Annotated in this window: 19 protein-coding genes; 4 read left to right on the top strand and 15 right to left on the bottom strand. The window is 47.2% G+C overall.

What is annotated here, in order from left to right:
• Positions 1-55: 55 nt before the first annotated feature.
• The 14 genes from G517_RS0103025 to G517_RS0102960 all read right to left on the bottom strand — a co-directional run bounded on the left by G517_RS0103025 (position 56) and on the right by G517_RS0102960 (position 16,027).
• Positions 56-457, bottom strand: coding sequence for a hypothetical protein (locus G517_RS0103025; RefSeq protein ID WP_028303174.1), 402 nt, complete (start codon positions 455-457; stop codon positions 56-58).
• A gap of 172 nt (positions 458-629) precedes the next feature.
• Positions 630-1,445 (bottom strand): DUF1338 domain-containing protein, encoded by an 816-nt coding sequence (locus G517_RS0103020; RefSeq protein WP_028303173.1) that lies wholly within the window; start codon positions 1,443-1,445, stop codon positions 630-632.
• A gap of 141 nt (positions 1,446-1,586) precedes the next feature.
• Positions 1,587-2,519: a LysR substrate-binding domain-containing protein gene (locus tag G517_RS19935; protein WP_051205958.1), complete on the bottom strand. Its 933-nt coding sequence runs from the start codon at positions 2,517-2,519 to the stop codon at positions 1,587-1,589.
• Between the two features lie 125 nt (positions 2,520-2,644).
• The gene (locus G517_RS0103010) at positions 2,645-3,940 is read right to left on the bottom strand and encodes an adenylosuccinate synthase (RefSeq protein WP_028303172.1); all 1,296 of its coding nucleotides are present in this window, start codon (positions 3,938-3,940) and stop codon (positions 2,645-2,647) included.
• A gap of 58 nt (positions 3,941-3,998) precedes the next feature.
• Entirely contained in the window at positions 3,999-5,195 is a 1,197-nt protein-coding gene (locus G517_RS0103005) for an ATP phosphoribosyltransferase regulatory subunit (RefSeq protein WP_028303171.1), read from the bottom strand.
• A gap of 237 nt (positions 5,196-5,432) precedes the next feature.
• Entirely contained in the window at positions 5,433-6,299 is an 867-nt protein-coding gene (hflC, locus tag G517_RS0103000; protein ID WP_028303170.1) for a protease modulator HflC, read from the bottom strand.
• Positions 6,299-7,546, bottom strand: a complete 1,248-nt coding sequence (hflK, locus tag G517_RS0102995) for an FtsH protease activity modulator HflK (RefSeq protein ID WP_028303169.1) — start codon at positions 7,544-7,546, stop codon at positions 6,299-6,301. The genes hflC and hflK overlap by 1 nt, the downstream gene beginning before the upstream one ends.
• Before the next feature lie 184 nt (positions 7,547-7,730).
• Positions 7,731-9,071 carry a ribosome rescue GTPase HflX gene (gene hflX, locus G517_RS17545; RefSeq protein ID WP_051205956.1) on the bottom strand — a complete coding sequence of 447 codons (1,341 nt, stop codon included), beginning with the start codon at positions 9,069-9,071 and terminating at the stop codon, positions 7,731-7,733.
• 15 nt (positions 9,072-9,086) lie between these two features.
• On the bottom strand, positions 9,087-9,338 hold the full coding sequence (hfq, locus tag G517_RS0102985) for an RNA chaperone Hfq (protein WP_028303168.1): 252 nt from the start codon (positions 9,336-9,338) through the stop codon (positions 9,087-9,089).
• Between the two features lie 129 nt (positions 9,339-9,467).
• On the bottom strand, positions 9,468-10,448 hold the full coding sequence (gene miaA / locus G517_RS0102980) for a tRNA (adenosine(37)-N6)-dimethylallyltransferase MiaA (RefSeq protein ID WP_051205954.1): 981 nt from the start codon (positions 10,446-10,448) through the stop codon (positions 9,468-9,470).
• Between the two features lie 70 nt (positions 10,449-10,518).
• A complete protein-coding gene (gene mutL / locus G517_RS0102975; RefSeq protein ID WP_028303166.1) occupies positions 10,519-12,396 on the bottom strand; it encodes a DNA mismatch repair endonuclease MutL in 1,878 nt (625 codons plus the stop codon).
• 183 nt (positions 12,397-12,579) lie between these two features.
• Positions 12,580-13,983, bottom strand: coding sequence for an N-acetylmuramoyl-L-alanine amidase (locus tag G517_RS0102970; RefSeq protein ID WP_211224226.1), 1,404 nt, complete (start codon positions 13,981-13,983; stop codon positions 12,580-12,582).
• Between the two features lie 39 nt (positions 13,984-14,022).
• Positions 14,023-14,514: a tRNA (adenosine(37)-N6)-threonylcarbamoyltransferase complex ATPase subunit type 1 TsaE gene (gene tsaE / locus G517_RS0102965; RefSeq protein WP_028303164.1), complete on the bottom strand. Its 492-nt coding sequence runs from the start codon at positions 14,512-14,514 to the stop codon at positions 14,023-14,025.
• Positions 14,504-16,027 carry a bifunctional ADP-dependent NAD(P)H-hydrate dehydratase/NAD(P)H-hydrate epimerase gene (locus G517_RS0102960; protein WP_036590232.1) on the bottom strand — a complete coding sequence of 508 codons (1,524 nt, stop codon included), beginning with the start codon at positions 16,025-16,027 and terminating at the stop codon, positions 14,504-14,506. The genes tsaE and G517_RS0102960 overlap by 11 nt, the downstream gene beginning before the upstream one ends.
• Before the next feature lie 195 nt (positions 16,028-16,222).
• On the opposite strand from G517_RS0102960, the gene queG reads away from it, so the two are divergent.
• The 4 genes from queG (at position 16,223) to G517_RS0102935 (ending at position 18,698) form a co-directional block, all read left to right on the top strand.
• On the top strand, positions 16,223-17,320 hold the full coding sequence (gene queG / locus G517_RS0102950; RefSeq protein ID WP_051205952.1) for a tRNA epoxyqueuosine(34) reductase QueG: 1,098 nt from the start codon (positions 16,223-16,225) through the stop codon (positions 17,318-17,320).
• A gap of 61 nt (positions 17,321-17,381) precedes the next feature.
• Complete coding sequence (locus G517_RS0102945) at positions 17,382-18,017, top strand: DNA-3-methyladenine glycosylase I (protein ID WP_028303161.1); 636 nt, start codon at positions 17,382-17,384, stop codon at positions 18,015-18,017.
• Between the two features lie 152 nt (positions 18,018-18,169).
• Positions 18,170-18,424: a type II toxin-antitoxin system Phd/YefM family antitoxin gene (locus G517_RS0102940; protein WP_028303160.1), complete on the top strand. Its 255-nt coding sequence runs from the start codon at positions 18,170-18,172 to the stop codon at positions 18,422-18,424.
• On the top strand, positions 18,414-18,698 hold the full coding sequence (locus G517_RS0102935; RefSeq protein ID WP_028303159.1) for a type II toxin-antitoxin system RelE family toxin: 285 nt from the start codon (positions 18,414-18,416) through the stop codon (positions 18,696-18,698). Before G517_RS0102940 ends, G517_RS0102935 begins: the two co-directional genes overlap by 11 nt.
• Before the next feature lie 95 nt (positions 18,699-18,793).
• Here the strand turns inward: G517_RS0102935 and G517_RS0102930 are convergent.
• On the bottom strand, positions 18,794-19,459 hold a 666-nt coding region (locus G517_RS0102930), incomplete at its 5' end, for an RNA-guided endonuclease InsQ/TnpB family protein (protein WP_028303158.1).

The following is a 19,459-nucleotide window of genomic DNA, read 5'->3' as shown; positions in this document are numbered from 1 at the left end:
CATAGGATGTCGCCCGAATAAAAATAAATTAAAGACGGCATCCTTAGCCGATATTTTATTCCGCGCGTTTAAGTCTTAGTTTGATCATGGTTTGTACGGTCAAACCTAGAACCAGTAGCATGGTATAAAGGAATAAACCATTGGAACTCAACTGCATATCATCTTGGTAGAAATGTCCGGCCAACATCACCACGGCCACAATAGTTATCACAATAAAACCATTGTTGAGGGTCAGGGCCGCAAGGGTTGTTTTATGGGCGGGTAAGCCCACTTTACGAGACTCAATGAATAAAGACGCAAACACAATAGCACCCAGCACAGAAGCCAGACCCACACATGCCATCGCTGATAAATTAAATAAACCACTAAGGCCTAAGCCTAAGAAAATGGCGAGGACTCTTTCTAAAGAAAACAGAAAAGTAGTAGAGAGTTGAGTTTCTTGTTTTTGCTGCACCATTGTTCATCTCCTAAGGTTAGATCATCAAAATAAAAATCAAACCATAGAGTTACACAGGTTGGTGTTTCGTCAAAATATGATTCGCAAAAAAGGCTTAATTTAGAACTGAAATAAGCAGCCTCAAATGAGAGCCTTCACAAAACGTCTCCACTACTACATCAGCAATTAACCGTTAAGCTCCATTAGTCGACTCAAAAATCTTATCCGCATTTGCTTCAACAAAGCCTTGATAGACAACGCCTTCGGCATTCGGGTAACGCAGAGCAAACTCGTAGAAACAAGTAGGTATCTCATGCTTCTCTCCATTGGCAAATTCGACCTGCTGACGATCAGCCATGGTTGAGCCTTGTTCTAACAGTGTCGTAGGTGTGCCTTTCACTTCACCACCAACGGTATTAACACCATAGCCTGCCTCTTTAACACGCTCCAACACTCGCTGAATCTGGGCTGTATCCTTCAGCTCCGCCACACTGGTTAGGTGGTTGATACTCACGGTGAAATGATTCACACGAATACCAATGGCAAGTAACCAAGCACCGTACTCTGTTTCCTGCATGAGTGTTTTATAATCCTCAAAAGTGGGGGCGCTCCAGTGACGGCCCGACCAGAAAACACTTTGATCGCTTGGTATTTCGGTAATGTCTGCACTGTATTTAGCCAAAATATCTTGAGACTTTTCACTCAACTGCTCGGTTAATAGCTCTGAAATAAAGATTTTTGGCACTGAGGCATCAGGGTGAATATAGCTGCGCGCCCGTAGTTTTTTCGCTTTAAATTGATACTCATCTTGTAAACTGTAACCCATTTGCAGCACTAAGGTTTCCAGATTATCCAGCTGCAACGGCGTATGGGCAAACGTTCGAAAAGCGACATGATCATTAATCACTTCGCCATCGGTATCCGCAAAGGTTTTCCGAATCACCTCTGCTTGAGGTGTCATTGAAATATAGTCTTGCCAAAGATTTTCAAAAAACTGAACCGGAGTCATAAATCACCTAATTTGCTTAATCTGCTAAGAGTGCGATTATCATTATTTTTCCACCGGAAAATTTATTTTCCCGTGGTATTAGCGTTCTTCATTTTGAGTGCTAATATCCGGCCAGACAAACAAAAAAACTTACCCCCCAGGTCAAGCTAAGCTTAACTCAACCGCCCTAGGGTGCTGCTGTAACCACCCCTGCATCCAGCAAAGAAAAGCATGAACACGGGGGTTTTCCCTAGAAGCCTCAGTTTGAACCAACCAATAACCCGGCAGAAGTGCAGGGTTTAAACGGCTAATAGGCTGAATACCTAACGGTGCGACCAATCGACCCGCATCAATACCTGCCTGAGCATCACCGACGGAGATCATCGCCACGCCCAACCCTAGGTTAGCCGCCTCCAGCAACCCCGCATGGCTATCAAGGGTAAACACCTGCTGATCCACCACCGCATCAACCTTAAGCGTTGCAAGCACCCGCTCCCATAGGGAAACCGATAGAGAAGTACATAACAGTCGATGATGGATCAATTCACTGGCTTCATTAAGAGGTGTTCGCTCTAACAGCTCTGGGGCGCAAACCAGTAATTTATCATCGGTAATCAGCAGTTCTTGGCTTGGAAAGCCCCAGTCACCAAAACCCCATTGAATCGCAAGATCTAGATTTTGCTGCTGGAAATCAGGAAAAGGAACCGTCGTTGTCACCCGTATCAACCAGTCTGGATGATCCGCTTCAAATTCAGGCAGTTTAGGCAACAGGCAGTTTACGGCAAACCATGATGATGCGCTGATTCTTAGGGTTTGTTTCTGCTGCTGATCCCGAACCTCTGTTACACCCCTTTGAATAAGTGCTAAACCGCGCTCGGTATAATCTAATAACTGACGGCCTGATGACGTGACTTTGATGCCTGAAGCTTGGCGCTCAAAAAGCGTTAAACCCAAACCTATTTCAAGGGATTTTATCTGTAGGCTGACCGCTTGCGGAGTAATAAATAACCGCTCTGCTGCCTGCTTAAAGCTACCTAAACGGGCCGCAACGGCAAAAATCTGAATGGCACGAAGAGAGGGTATATCTTGCGACATGCTAGTTATTCGTCCTGATCATAAGCTTAATTAAGTCATGCGCACAAAAAACCCCAATGCTTTCACATCGGGGTTTTAGTCATACGACCATCATATTATAACCGTCGTACGAACCGACTCACGGACTAAGCGTCGTAAGGATCACGTAGTACAATAGTCTCTTCGCGGTCAGGGCCCGTTGAGATAATATCAACAGGAGCGCCTACTTGCTCTTCTAAGAAAGCAACATAATCACGGGCAGCCTGAGGTAGCTCTTCCAATGTTTTTGCACCAACCGTGGACTGTGTCCAACCAGGCATTTCAACATAAACAGGTTCTACATCACCGAATGCCGAAGCATCAACAGGTAGCTCAACTAAAGAGCCATCTTTTAGTTTGTAGTGAGTACAGATTTTGATGGTTTCTAGGCCATCCAGTACGTCTAGTTTAGTCAGGCAGATACCAGAAATAGAGTTCACCTGAACCGAATAGCGCAAAGCTACGGCATCAAACCAACCACAACGACGGGCACGGCCTGTTGTTGTACCAAACTCATGACCTTTTTGTGCTAGGTGCTCACCGCAAGGATCAAACAGCTCCGTAGGGAAAGGGCCTGAGCCTACGCGAGTGGTATAAGCCTTGGTGATACCCAAAATGTAATCAAGGTAAAGAGGACCAAAACCAGAACCTGTTGCTGCTCCGCCTGCCGTTGTATTAGAGCTGGTCACAAACGGATAGGTACCATGATCGATATCTAACAAAGAACCTTGAGCACCTTCGAACATGATGTTGTCACCGTTTTTACGGTAAGCATGTAGTTCACTGGTTGCATCACAGACCATTGGACGCAGCTCTTCAGCCATCGCTTTACAGTCAGCAATCACTTTATCAGCATCAACAGGCTCTTCTTTGTAATACGCTTCGATCATAAAGTTGTGATAAGCCACAATTTCACGAACTTTAGTTTCGAATACTTCTTGGTTCATCATATCGCCAAGACGCAGGCCACGACGGGCAACCTTGTCTTCATAGGCGGGACCAATACCACGGCCTGTTGTACCAATTTTATTAGCACCACGGGCAACTTCACGGGCTTGATCCAAGCGTACATGATATTCCAAAATCAGCGGACACGCGGCACTCAAACGCAAACGATCACGTACGGGTACACCGCGTTTTTCCAACATGCCGATCTCTTCTAAAAGCGCATCAGGAGCCAGAACCACACCGTTACCGATAATGCAGGTGACGTTGTCACGCAAGATACCTGAAGGAATCAGGTGTAGCGCGGTTTTTTCGCCATTGACCACTAATGTGTGGCCTGCGTTGTGGCCGCCCTGAAAACGGACAACAGCAGCTGCTGATTCTGTTAGCAAATCAACAACTTTACCCTTACCTTCGTCACCCCATTGGGTGCCCAGTACTACGACGTTTTTACCCATTACTGCCTTCTCATTCACTCGAACTCAGACTGTAAACAGTCTCGCCCATACAGGCTGATTAAAAAATTCGGTTAATTGGTTCTACAACCCACTGGCCATTCTTAAGCACCAGTTTGCTGTCACAACCCATCTCAAGTGCACTGATATTCTGATCAGAAAGGCCGTTTACCACACGCACGCCGTCATTACGTAAAGCGCAGATGGTAGACAATAAATCCTGATCATCGCTGTAACCTGCCGGTGCGTAAACACCGAATACGGGATCATTTTTTTGTAAGAGTTTTGCCAGAATTTTCAGGTCAGCACTAAAGCCTGTTGCAGGCCGTGCGCGTCCAAATACTTTTCCAGTTTCATCGTAACGGCCACCTTGTGCAACCGCATGGGAGTATCCCGGAATATACGCAGCAAACACCATACCCGTGTGGTAGTTATACCCACGCAGCTCCGCAAGATCAAAGTTGATCTCAACATTTGGGCATTGTTTTGTGATTACATTTGCAATCTGTTCCAAGCTGGCTAGAGCCTCTTTAACCGATGCAGGAGCATCGGCTAATTCAACTTGTGCCTGGGCGAGAACATCTGCGCTTCCATTCAAACGTGCAAGACGTGAAATCATACATCTCACAGACTCATTAGCAATATCTCTTGCCACTATTTGATCAATTTCGCCATAAGCTTTATGAAGAATAGCATCAAACAGTGTTTTTTCCTGGTCGGCAGAGAGGCCGGCCTCACGAATCAATTCTCGATAGATGCCAACGTGTCCCATATCGAGATAGATCTTGCTTGCTCCAGCCGCAACTAAAGCAGAAATCATCAGGACTAGAATTTCACTGTCACTTTCCTGCCCATCATCGCCAAATAGCTCAGCACCGATCTGAATCGGACTACGAGAACCCAGCATATTACCAGACTTAGTGCGTAATACGTTGGCGCAGTAGCAGAAACGAGCAGGGCCCTGACGTTTCATTGAGTGGGCATCCATACGTGCAACCTGCGGTGTAATATCCGCAGCAACACCCATCATGCGACCCGTCAATTGATCCGTCACCTTGAACGTTTGCAGATCAAGATCATTACCGCTGCCGGTCAGTAAGGACTCTAAATATTCAGCTGGTGGTGGAAATACTAAGTCATAGCCCCAGGTATGGAAAAGATCCAGTAACTCGCGACGAAGCTCTTCTATCTGCCGTGCTTGGGGTGGCAGTACCTCTTCCATTCCATCAGGAAGCAACCAACGATCTGCAATGGTCATAATTCAGCCTGTTCTTTATCTGTCTCTGTCTAAATCCAGCATTGATAGGCTTTATGGCTCAGCTTACCAACCCTAGTCAAACCTGCGCACACAAAAAAACCGGGATGAACCCGGTTCGCCACATTCTAACACGATTAAGATTTACGACCATGTTTTGAGGCCGGTTTTATAAAAAAATACCCTACCGTTATAAAACGGTAGGGTATTGAAAGAACCTTCAAGCGTCTTAAGATGAGACTATTGAGATTTCTTCATATAATTGAAGAACTCACTATCAGGCTTAAGAATCATGATATCACTCTTGCTTGAGAAGCTATTACGGTAGGCTTCCAAGCTACGAATGAAAGAGTAAAACTCTGGGTTTTTAGTGTAAGCACTCGCATAAGTTGCCGCTGCGGTGGCATCACCTTCACCACGAATACGCTCTGATTCACGGAAAGCCTCAGCCAAAATAACCTGACGTTGACGATCTGCATCAGCACGAATACCCTCAGCCAACTCTTTACCCTGTGAACGGTGTTCACGGGCTTCACGTTGACGCTCTGTATTCATACGCTCAAATACCGCGTGACTAACCTCTTGCGGTAGATCGATGCGCTTAACACGGATATCGCGAATCTCAATACCTAACTCTTCTTTCGTAACGGCGTTAAGCTTTTCAGTTAATTCATCCATTAACTCATCGCGTTCACCGGAAACGACTTCGTACATGGTGCGCTCACCAAACTGGTTACGCAGGCCTTCATCCACACGAGGTGCTAGAAGTCGCGCTGCAACCAATTCATCACCTGACGTTGCTTGGTAGTATTCCTGTACATTGGCGATACGCCATTTAATAAAGGAGTCTACAATAACCGCTTTTTTCTCCAACGTTAGGTAACGCTGAGGGCGGGAATCCATCGTCAAAATACGCGCTTCAAATTTACGAATGGTGTTCAGAACAGGGATTTTAAAATGCAAACCTGGCTTGATATCGGCTTCGATAATCTCACCAAACTTCAGTTTAATCGCACGCTCAGTCTCATCCACAATATATAAGCTGTTAGCACCAACCAACGCTAGAACCGCGATCAGAATGAGTGCTGAAATAGACTTAGACTGCATTATCGACCCTCCCTACGTGGCGCCGTGGTGTTAGCGCTTTTCTCGCGTAAACGCTGTAAAACGCGATCAGCCAACTCATCAACCTCAGTATCTGAGCTTAAACCAGCGCTACTGCTGAAACGACTTTGATCCGTTGAACTCATACCCACTGAAGAGTTTACATTTGAGCCACCGCCAACCATTTTGTCTAGAGGGATGTACATCATGTTATTTCCACCCTCAACATCAACCAGAACCTTGCTGGAGTTGGCCATAACCTGCTCCATTGTTTGCAGGTAGAGACGATCACGGGTTACTTCAGGAGCTTTATTGTATTCAGTTAACAGTTTAGTGAAACGATCCGCCTCACCTTCTGCACGAGCAATAATTTCTTGCTTGTAACCGTTAGCTTCTTCAATGATACGCTGAGCTTTACCACGAGCTTCTGGAATTACACCATTAGAATAAGACTCAGCCTGGTTCTTAACACGCTGTTCATCTTCTCGGGCTTTAATAACATCATCAAATGCCGCTTGTACCTCATCAGGAGCAGAGGTACTTTCTACGTTCACCGAACGTATTTCTAAGCCAACACCGTAGTTATCAAGATATTGCTGCAAACGAGCACGTACGCGTTGACCTAATGCCTCACGACCTTCCGTAAGAATATCGGTCATTTCAGACGAGCCGACTTCATGGCGAAGGGCTGAATCGGTAGCGTTCTCAAGGCTTTGCTCAGGATTACGCACATTCAGCAAAAAGTCTTTAGGGCTACCCACACGATACTGAACCGACAGGTTTACCTGTACGATATTCTCATCTTCGGTCAGCATTAAAGCACGACGGCTTAGGGAGCGAACCTTAGTGACATTAACGGTTTGAACAGCATCAATCAGCGTTGGGTTCCAGTTAAGACCAGCACCAACAGTGTTGTAGTATTCACCAAAACGCAGAACAACCGCTCGTTCAGATTGATCGACACGGTAGAAACCAGAAACAGCCCATACGGAGGCTGCAACCACTAGAATAATCCCAAGTAGACCAAAGCTTGCGGCTGATGATGGACTGTTACCACCGTCATTACCTGAGCCTGAACCACCAGAACCACCTTTTTTACCGCCTAAAATACTGCCTAAGCGGTCATTAAATTTTTTCAGGGCTTCATCAAGATCTGGCGGTCCTTGTTCTTTACGGCCACCATTTTTATTATCGCCACCCCAAGGGTCACGATTATCATCTTTATTGCCACCCGGCTCATTCCAAGCCATATCTATCTCCACTCTCCGAGAAAACTGAATTCAGCTTCCGTTAAAGTTATGAATTCTTTATGGCATCTTAGGCGCTTTAGATCAACGTCAAATGATTTAGATCGCTCTTAAGCACCTAACCTTCACCTGTACACCTAAGATACAAAAAATGGCTTACTGAAAACTTAGAGTTCTATATCACCTCTTAATCTGAAGAGGTCTCTAAGTTTGAATCTAACATGAAGTCTTCCACGCCATAATTTGGGAAATAACGTTTCGGATCAACACCTACACGAGACAATATCTGAATAAAGTCAGATTCTGGCAAACGAACTTGCACAACAAACTGGCCTTGCTCATCAATCGTTTCGTCAACAATGGCCCCTTGCTGATACAGCATCGCCCTTAGGCGACCTTCTGCAGGGGTTAAGATAAGCTCACCCTTGTAGATATCATCACAAAGACGCTCACCGATCGCTTGTAAAACAAGATCCAATCCCTGCCCATTGACCGCAGAAATCCAAACACGTTCCGGCTCACCTTGATCATTTCGTTCAATACGAGGTTCATAACCCGGCATACGATCAATTTTATTGTAAACAAGCAATCGTGGAATATCGTCTGCTTTGATCTCTTCCAGAACCTTGTTCACTTCGCGAATATTGCCATCCCGCTCATCATCAGCCGCATCAATAACATGCACTAATAGCGTTGCTTCCTGAGCTTCCTGCAAGGTTGCACGGAAAGCTTCCACAAGCTTATGCGGTAAGTGACGAATAAAGCCTACCGTATCCGCTAAGACAACAGGACCTGCATCAGGCATCACAATACGACGTAGCGTAGGATCTAGCGTTGCAAACAATTGGTCAGCGGCGTACACCTCGGCATCGGTCAACGAGTTAAATAGCGTTGATTTACCGGCATTGGTATAACCGACCAGAGAAATAGAAGGAATCTCTGCCCGACGGCGAGAGCGGCGGTTTTGATCCCGCTGCCGACGTACCTTACCTAGGCGCTTATTGATATTACGGATACGTTCTCGTAATAAACGGCGATCCGTTTCAAGCTGAGTTTCACCCGGCCCTCGCAGACCAATACCACCTTTTTGACGCTCAAGGTGAGTCCAGCCACGAACGAGGCGCGTTGACATATACTCAAGCTGAGCGAGCTCAACCTGCAATTTGCCTTCATGGGTTCGGGCACGCTGGGCAAAAATATCCAGAATCAACCCCGTACGATCCAACACACGGCACTCAAGTGCCTGTTCGACGTTACGTTGCTGAGAAGGGGATAAGGCGTGATTGAAGAGAACAACTTCAGCTTCATGTTCTTCGACAGCATGACGGATCTCTTCGAGCTTTCCGTCGCCGACAAAGTATCTGGGGCTGGGTTGGGTCCGGCTGCCTTCGATCAAGGCAACCGGGTCAGCACCTGCTGAACGCACCAGCTCCAGAAACTCACCCGGGTCTTCCCGGTCTTTCTCATCCGGCAAATGAATATGGACAAGAACAGCTACTTCACCAGAATCAGGACGTTCAAAAAACAAGCATTACTCCGAAGATTATTCAGTTCCCGCTTCGCCTGGCACTTTTTCTTGAGCCGGTAGACGAACATTGCGAGAAGGTACAACTGTTGAAATGGCGTGTTTATAAACCATTTGGCTGACGGTGTTGCGAAGCAAAATAACAAACTGATCAAAAGACTCAATCTGACCTTGCAGCTTAATACCATTGACCAAAAAGATAGATACCGGCACACGTTCTTTACGAAGGATGTTCAGGTAAGGGTCTTGTAGAGACTGCCCCTTTGACATACCGCTCTCCCTAATTTTTCATTATTGATTATTAGATTTAATTTTATTTATATTGTGCTTAATGCAGTAGGTTAAAAACAACCTCTAGCCACCGCCAATTGTTTCTGCGGTAATTTTTATCATACCAGTTTAAATAAGGCTTGACTCTAATTTTTTCAAGGCCAGATCCCGCAAATTCGGGGCTTCCGTTGGCAACCAATGCAGCTCGGGCCAGCTGCGTAACCACGTCACTTGACGCTTAGCCAGTTGGCGCGTTGCTACAACCCCTTTATGCACCATTGTTTTGTAGTCATACAAGCCATCAAGATGCTCCCAAACTTGTCGATAGCCGACTGAGCGTATTGAGGGCAAATTCAAATTAAGGTCTCCCCGCGCTCTTAGCGCTTCAACCTCTGCAATGAAATTCTGCTCTAGCATTAAATGAAAACGCTGTTCGATACGTTGATGCAGTAATCTGCGATCCGTTGGGTTCACCGCCAACGACAGCACTCGAAAAGGAAAACTATCGCGGTTTTGTTTTTGCGCCTGCCAGTGTTCCGTTAAACTTTTCCCTGTCAGTTCATAGACCTCTAATGCCCGCTGCAATCGCTGGGGGTCATTAGGGTGAATACGCTGGGCTGAGATAGGGTCAACCTCAGTAAGTCGATCATGTAGCGCCTGCAAGCCATCTTTTTCCGCCCAAGCATCCAGCGCTGCTCTAACGGAGGCATCAGCAGAAGGCAGATCCGCCACACCGTCGTATAGACGCTTGTAATACATCATAGTTCCACCGGTAAGCAGAGGAATCTTTCCCTGTTGATGTATCGCTGTCATTTCACGTAGAGCATCGACACGGAACTCTGCCGCGGAGTAGGTTTCACTAGGATCACGAATATCCATTAACCGATGAGGGGCTCGGGCTAAGGTTTCAGCATCAGGTTTAGCCGTTCCAATATTCATCCCCCGATAGATCAGCGCAGAATCAACACTGATGATATCGCAGTGATGCTCTTGGCTAAGATGTACCGCAAGATCGGTTTTACCCGCAGCAGTCGGCCCCATTAAAAAAATAGCTAAAGGTTTATCGGCCTCATTAGCCGCCGGTATCGACAAGTCAGTTACGTGAGTCATAAAATAAATTTATCTCTTAAAAACGCTATCGCTTAAGCTTACAAAGCAAAAGCGCCGCAGGGTTGTCTCTCTATTGGCCACGAAGAAAAAGTTTATCGAGCTCATTCATGCTAAGTTTTGTCCACGTTGGGCGACCATGATTACATTGACCGCTGCGCTCAGTGCGCTCCATATCCCGTAATAATGCATTCATCTCAGGTAGCGTGAGTCTACGGTTCGCTCGTACTGAGCCATGACAGGCCATCGTGGCAAAAATCTCATTAATGTGCGCTTGAATACGATCACTGGAGCCGTACTCCAGCAAGTCCGACAGCATATCGCGAATCAGTGGTTCAACATCAGATTCCATTAACATAACCGGCAACTGGCGTACCACTAACGACTCCGGCCCCATCACTTGCAGCTCAACGCCTAACTGCTGAAACAGCGCTTGATGTTGTTCTGCGCAATCCGTTTCTTTCTCGCTCACCGCCATAGACAGCGGCACCAACATCGGCTGAGATTTCAGGGCATTTTCTTGATAGGAGACTTTTAAGCGTTCATAGGTGATCCGCTCATGGGCGGCATGCATATCAACGACGATTAAACCATCCTGCGCTTCCGATAGGATATAAACCCCATGCAACTGGGCAACCGCAAAGCCTAAGGGCGGTGCCGCAGAAGGATCAGACATTGGCATTGCCCGCGCTTGATCCGAAAGCTGTTGATAGCTGCTCATATAATCAGAAACACCTTGATTCTTAGAGCTACGATCATCCTTAGAACTATAGTCATTAAAAGCGATAGCAGTTTGGTCTCGCATCGGCTGCTCTATTGCCTGAGTTGCGCCAATATCTCCGTCACCAACATCGCCAACATTACCGCCGCCGACACCAGAATCAGCCGTACCGCTGCCCATTCCGGCATAAGCCATATTCGTCGGGGCGGTAGCGCCTTCGGCATCAGGTCGAACCTCAGCCAATGCACGATGCAAAGTACTAAATAGAAAATCATGTACGAGGCGACCATCACGGAAACGAACCTCATGCTTCGTTGGGTGGACATTGACATCAACAACCGCAGGATCAAGCTCTAAATATAAGACAAAGACCGGATGTCGTCCGTGAAATAACACATCCCGATAGGCTTGACGGATGGCGTGAACCACTAATCGATCTTTGACCACTCGTCGATTCACAAAGAAGTACTGCTGGTCGGCTTGGCTTCTTGAATGCGTTGGCAGGCCGACCCATCCCCAAAGCCTTAAACCTGTGACCTCAACATCAATATACAGAGACTGATCCATCAGATTTTTACCCAGCAATGAGGCCAAACGTTTTTCCTGCTCGGCCTGACGCGTGCCTGCCGATAAACTATGCACCGGTTTTTGATTATGACGCAGACTTAAGGCGATATCAGGGCGACTTAACGCCAAGCGGCGAAACGTTTCCTCGATATGGCTAAATTCTGTTTTTTCCGTGCGCATAAACTTACGGCGGGCAGGTGTATTAAAAAACAGATCTTTAACCTGTACGCTAGTACCACGGAGGTGAGGAGCAGGCGTTACTTGCGTCGCCATATCACGCCCTTCAGCAATCACCCGCCAGCCTTCACCGGTTTCCAACGTGCTTGAGACTAAATCAAGCCGAGACACCGAGCTGATTGAAGCCAAAGCCTCTCCACGGAACCCTAAACTATGTACGCCTTCCAGATCATCCAGCGTCAGAATCTTGCTGGTCGCATGACGACTTAATGCTAGCGGTAAATCATCAGGTTCAATACCGGAGCCATTATCACGGATTCGAATCAGTTTGGTGCCACCCTTTTCAACCTCAACGTCAATTCGAGTTGCGCCAGCATCAATCGCATTTTCCACAAGCTCTTTAATCACCGACGAGGGGCGTTCGACAACTTCACCGGCGGCAATCTGGTTAGCAAGACGAGGGCTTAAAACTTGAATTCTGCTCATAGGGACTCAGTTATGGTTTCACTTGGCATCATTAGAAAAGACGACGACGTTGTACTAAAAAAGTTGTACTAAAAAAATAGCCCAAGCGATTGTTTAAGTCGCTTAGGCTTGATGATGTAGTCAATATTGAATGGCAAATCATGGGCTTTAAAGCTTAATCATAATAAAGCTAGAGTCACAATTCTAAGAGCGCGGAATCTGCAACCGTTGGCCGACATATAAAGTATCCGAACGTAACTTATTGGCCTTACGCAATTGGCCAACAGAAATACGATTTCTTTCAGCGATAGCGGAAAGCGTATCACCTCTAGCCACAACATGCTGATTGGCCGTACGGCGCTGTTTTTCAGCCGCGAGCAACGTACCGGGCAGCGGATTAACGTTAAAATGATCTTTAATACCTTTAACGATCGAACGTGCCATTTTCCATTGATAGCTAGAACTCTGTAAGTTTTTAGCTTCGCTTGGATTTGAGATAAATCCTGTTTCAATCAAAATGGAGGGTATATCAGGTGACTTCAAGACCATAAAAGCGGCCTGCTCAACGTCTCGTTTATGGAGCCGGTTCACACCACCTATCGACTTCAGTACGGTTTGACCTACTTTCAAACTGTCTGACAGGGTGGCGGTCATGGTTAAATCCAGCAGCACCTCAGCCAAAACACGGTCTTTATCATCTAAGGTTAATGCCCCATCAACACCACCGATTAAATCAGCGCTATTTTCAGAGTTCGCAAGCCAACGAGCGGTTTCACTGGTCGCCCCTCGCTGAGATAACGCAAAAACCGAAGAGCCACGGGGACGGTGATCTTTAAAAGCATCTGCATGAATCGAGATCAAAAGATCTGAACGGTATTTACGGGCGCGCTCGGTTCGAGCCCGAAGCCCGACATAATAATCGCCTGTCCGTATCATCGCAGGGGTAAAGCCGCGCTCTTTTTTCAGTAGAGACTCCACTTTTTTAGCGATGGCGAGCACAACGGTTTTCTCTCGCACACGCCCAGGGCCTATGGCGCCAGGATCTTCACCACCATGCCCTGCGTCAATAGCAATCACAATATCTCGCACACCAGCAGGGTTCACTTTAGGTTGGCTTGGAACCTTAGGCTTGGCTATTTTTTCTTTATAAACCAAATCAACCACTAAGCGGTCGCCGTATTGTTTGTTAGGTTTTAATAAAAAGCTGCGCGGCTGCACTTTATTGGTCAAGTCTAAAACAACACGAATATCTGACCCTTTTTTAACCGCCGTACGTATTTTCCCAATAGGTGTGCCTTTTAACGACAGCGATTCAACCTCTGTTTTTATGGCGGCATTGTCGAGATCAATCACCAGCCGATCAGGGCCGCTTAAGCTGAACACCTTATGGGCCACAGGCTTATCAAGATCAAACACAATACGGGTATGATCTGGGGCAGGCCAAATACGCACATTTTTCACCGTTGCAGCCGCTGCCGATTGCCCTATCAACAGCAATCCCAACAAAAGCGCTATGGCACCGTAACTTCGGGAGAAAGTGATCCCGTGCAGATGTGACCAGCGGTATAAGCTGACGAAGCCTAGCAGACGTTTATTCAAAGCAGTCATAGTCATCAATTACGTGATTAAAGGTCATCAAACGGTTCTTCATAAGGAGGTTACTGATGAATGTATTGTACGGAGCTTCGCTAAAATTGCAGCCCCTTTTACGGTAAAGGCCTCAACACATGCGGCTCTGCCATAACCATCCTTGGTTAATGTTAGCTCAATATCTGGCGTAGGTAGCACCCCCATGCCCTTATCCGGCCACTCGATCACGCATAGCGCCGTCTCATCAAAGTAATCCCGTATTCCCATATATTCGAGCTCTTCAGGGTCAGCCAATCGGTAAAGATCAAAGTGATAGACTTGGCCGCAATCTAGGGTATAAGGCTCCACAAGGGTATAGGTTGGGCTTTTTACCGCTCCTTGGTGGCCATAAGCCGCTAAAATACCACGGGTTAACGTGGTTTTCCCCATTCCCAAAGTGCCTTGCAAAAAGATCACCCCCGTAGCATCACAGGCTTTTCCAAGCTGTTCACCAAAAGCGACCTGAGCCGCCTCATCCGCTAGACGCACTTGAAAAAAATCAGATGTCATTTTTTGCACACTCCGGATTAAGTAATACTCGAATAGGCCGAATAAGATCAGCGGCTAACAAACCTCGTTCACCAAACTTCTTCGCCAGTTGGTCTGCAGCCAAGCCATGAACCTGAGTACCAAGGCAAGCAGCATCGTAGCCGGAAAGCCCTTGGGCTCTCAGCGCGCCCACAAGACCAGCCAGAACATCCCCCATACCACCGCTTGCCATACCGGGATTACCACTGCTATTCACTGAAAGTAATTGACCATCATAGATCAAGGTGCCTGCGCCTTTTAATAGCACAGTACCCCCAAATTTCTGCTGGATAAGCCTTACGGCATTGGGCCGGTCTTGCTCAACATCCTCGATACTCGTACCCAGTAAGCGAGCCGCTTCACCGGGATGGGGTGTTAGCACCCAGTTTTTAGCCGACGTCGGTAAACGCTCCATAAATGAGGGCTTAGATGCCATTAAGTTCAATGCGTCCGCATCAATAACTTTAGCGCAACCCGCAAGCATCACCTTCTGCCATAGTTGCTGTCCCCAACCCTCTTGCCCTAACCCTGGGCCCACAACGACGACATCACACCAAGCCAACCATTGATCAATTTGATGTACCGATGTTAATCCTGTCACCATCATTTCAGGCTGACGAGCGATCAAGGCTGAAACATGCTCAGGGCGTGTCATCACCTTGACTAAACCCGCCCCAGATCGAGCGGCTGTTTGAGATGACAGCATCATCGCACCAGCTAAACCGATATCACCACCCACTAAGAGGATACGCCCACAGTCGCCTTTATGGGCTGTACGACGACGGGGCTTAATTAAACGGGCAATATCTTCCGGCGAGATCATCTCTGCCGTTTCACTAACCTGAGAGCGTACAGATTCCGGCACAAGAAGCGGTTCAAAACGACGGATACCCGCTAATGCAGGCCCTTGCCCTGTCCATAGGCCAATTTTTTTTCCAATAAAGGTAACCGTAAGATCCGCTTGAACAGCACAGCCCAAAGCTACGCCACGGTCTGCACATAAACCCGAGGGGATATCAATGGAGAACACCGGCTTTGAGCAGCTGTTAATCTGAGCAATAGCACGATCAAAAGGAGCTTTAACCCTTCCCGTCAGGCCGATACCTAATAACGCATCAACCACGACCTGCCCTGTGATCACCGCATCCGGCTGCCACAGTTCCACGTTAACGCTGTGCTGAATGGCCCATTGATACGCTTCTGCTGCCTCCTCTTTCAGTGTTAGAGGATCGGTTAGCGCCAATAGTTGCACGCGTAAACCGTGGCGCCGGGCTAATGCGGCAATCACATAGCCATCACCACCATTATTACCGCCACCACATAACACCGTCACCGAACGGCATTCCGGCCATTGACGTGTTAAATGTCGAAAAGCGGTTCGACCCGCTTGCTGCATCAAGTCAAACCCCGTTGTTCCTGCAGCGATGGTTAAGCGGTCCAATTCTCGAACTTGCTCAGCACGATACAGGCGTTCATGGGATGGCCAAACTATCATCGGTATATTTCCTGTAGTGTCGGGTGATTGGCTTGTTTTGCCGTAGAGATACGTTAAGCTTGTGCGCCTTAAAATTATAGCCTGACAGAGGTAAGCACCAAAGATGTTTACCTCACCGAAAGTAGGATATTTTACCAGTATCCTCTTCTGTCTTGCCGCGCACTCCTGCCAATAATGACTAACTGGCCTATAACCATGCCTGACGATGCCCAAAAAATCGATACCGTACACACGCTATCTCAAAGTGATAAAACCGCTTTAGCAGAGAAGATTCGTCACTGGGGTCGTGAGCTAGGTTTTCAAAAAATAGGCTTTGCCGCACCGGATTTAGGCGAGCATGAAGCTCATCTTCAAAAATGGCTTAAAGCAGGTTATCACGGTGAGATGGACTATATGGCAAGCCACGGCAATATGCGAAGCCGTCCCGAAGAGTTAGTTGAAGGTACCCGCACCGTCATTACCGCAAGAATGGATTATCTGCCCGCCGATGTGGAAACGACTCGCCTTTTAAGCCAAGGTAAAAAAGCGTATATATCCCGCTATGCTCTGGGGCGGGACTACCACAAGCTGATCCGTAAACGTCTAACCCAATTGGCTAAAAAAATTGAAACCGAGATCGGGCACTATGGCTATCGGGCCTTTGTTGATAGCGCTCCCGTTTTAGAGCGCGCCTTAGCCATGCGCTCAGGCTTGGGCTGGATCGGCAAAAATGCGATGGCGATTCATCCCAAAGCAGGCTCTTTCTTTTTTTTAGGTGAGGTGCTGGTCGATTTAGCACTACCGATCGATCCATCTTATCCAAAGGATCACTGCGGCTCCTGTAATGCCTGCCAAGTGGCGTGCCCAACCGGTGCCATTGTGGATAACAAAGTTGTCGATGGCCGCCGCTGCATCTCCTACCTGACCATTGAGCTAAAAGGCTCTATTCCGACAGAGCTACGCTCAGATATCGGCAATCGTATCTTCGGCTGCGACGACTGCCAACTCGTATGCCCTTGGAATCGATTTACGAAACCGACCCAAGAAAGCGACTTCACCCCAAGGCACAGCTTAGATAACGTCGATTTGATCGACCTGTTCATGTGGGATGAAGCCACCTTTTTAAGTAAAACCGAAGGCACCCCAATACGCCGCGCCGGTTACGAACGTTGGCTACGCAATATCGCCGTAGCGCTTGGCAACGCGCCGTCAACATCTGACGTTCTTACCGCCCTGAAAAGCCGTCAACAGGATGACTCCGAAATGGTCAAAGAGCATGTTGAGTGGGCACTGCAGCAGCATTGTCACTTATAAAAAAACAATCATCATAAAAACAACCTCGCATCAATATAAATAGCAATAAAAGGAATACTCAATGGCCGAGCAAGGATTACTTAAAAGCAAAGATAACCTCCATCGCTGTTGGTGGTGCGGTGAAACCGATGAGCTGTACCGCAACTACCACGATACCGAATGGGGTTTTCCGGTTACAGATGATATTCGCTTGTTTGAAAAGATCTGCCTGGAAGGGTTTCAGGCGGGGCTAAGCTGGATCACTATTCTGCGTAAGCGGGAGAATTTCCGAGCCGCGTTTGCAGGCTTTGATTTTCATTTGATTGCCCAGTTTAATGAGCAAGATGTAGACCGACTGGTGCAGGATGCGGGGATTATTCGCCATCGCGGTAAAATTGAGGCGACAATTAATAATGCCAAGCGAGCGATAGATCTAAAAAAAGAGTTTGGATCATTAGCTGCTTATTTTTGGCATTACGAGCCTAGCCCTGAACAGCGTCCTACCCAGGCGGATTACGCAAGCATCAGTCCCATCGCTCAAACAGAGCTTTCACAACAGTTAAGCAAAGATCTAAAAAAACGAGGCTGGAAATTTGTCGGGCCAACGACCTGCTATGCTTTTATGCAGGCGATGGGCTTAGTGAACGATCACTTAGAGGGTTGTTTCAATCGCGATGCGGTTCTTGAGGCACGCGCCAATCTGAAAAAGCCATCATAAGATGTGAGTCAGAATGATCTATATCGATTCAAACTGCTACGACCCACACTGAAACCTAATTATAGCACTCTTAACAGGTCATCTTGCTAGCTAAATTAAAGCGAATGACCTAAGATAAAAATTAGTTTTAAGACATCTAAGAGGCTCAATCCATGAACACCATTCGCCCAATACTGGCAGACAACACGACCAGTATTTCTGAATTAAAAAAGAACCCTATGGCTGTAGTTGACGAAGCCGACGGCTTTCCGGTTGCGGTGCTAAATCGTAACCAACCAGTATTCTACTGTATTCCAGCAGAAGCATACGAAGCTCTGATGGATAAATTAGAAGATATGGAACTTGCTCAAATCGTACAAGATCGTGAGTGTCAGGAAGAAATAGAGGTCAGCATTGATGACCTATAAACTTGTCTTTAAACGTGACGCAGAGAAAGAGTGGAGAAAATTAGACGCAACAATACGCCTGCAGTTTAAGAAAAAACTTATTGATAGATTGAAAGAACCCAGAGTTGAGTCTGCTCGTCTGAATGGCATGAAAGACTGCTACAAGATCAAACTCCGAAGTGCAGGATATCGACTGGTGTACCAAGTGCGCGATAAGGAAATAGTTGTGTCAGTTGTAGCGGTAGGAAAGCGTGAACGAAATCAAGTGTACAACATCGCATTGAAGCGTGTTTGAGAAAGCAAGCAGATACAGTCCACTAGCACCTCTATCATGGAGAACCACCATTCGCCTTTTGACATCCTCCCTCCACTAAATCAGACAAGCTGACTCTAGTGGGGGATTCCTACTGCTAGACGGCCATGTCCGGCCGCGAGAATATTCTTGGCTGCGTTAACATCGCGGTCGTGCGTGACACCACACGCACTGCACGTCCATTCTCTTATTCCAAGCCCAGCGATACCCTTCGGCCTCGAATCTGGGCGTGAACCACAGCTCGAACAGGTTTGGGTGGTGTACGACTCGTTAACCTCTTTAAAAACAATGCCTGCGTGAGCGCATTTATAGTCCAGCATCGTTTTTAGCATGTGCCAGCCAGCATCTAATACTGACTTGGCCATCTTGGTTTTGGTTAATGAGGAAGATTTTACATTGCCCACGTAGATTTCACCGCAGCGATTCACCAGCTCGTGGCTAAACTTGTGCAGGGCATCTTTGCGCCGGTTGGCAATTTTGGCGTGAATTGCCTTCACACGTTTTTTCTTTCTAGCTCGCTGGGCAACGGCCAGCTTAGGTTCCAGATTTCGATAGAACCGGCCAGCTTCAAGCTTTGAACCATCCGAACAGGTGGCGGTATCTTTAAGTCCCAGATCAATGCCGATACTTTCTTGACCGCTTGGGCGCTCCAACTCGGCATCCACCACGACGTTGAAATACCAGCGCCCTCGGGCATCCTCGTTGAACGAGCCTGCCCTGAACTTATACTGGCTTAATCCGTA

The organism is Oceanospirillum maris DSM 6286 (assembly GCF_000422865.1).
GTDB classification, from domain to species: domain Bacteria; phylum Pseudomonadota; class Gammaproteobacteria; order Pseudomonadales; family Halomonadaceae; genus Oceanospirillum; species Oceanospirillum maris.
Note: the sequence above shows the minus strand (reverse complement) of the source record. Positions and strands in the feature narration are given on the sequence as shown.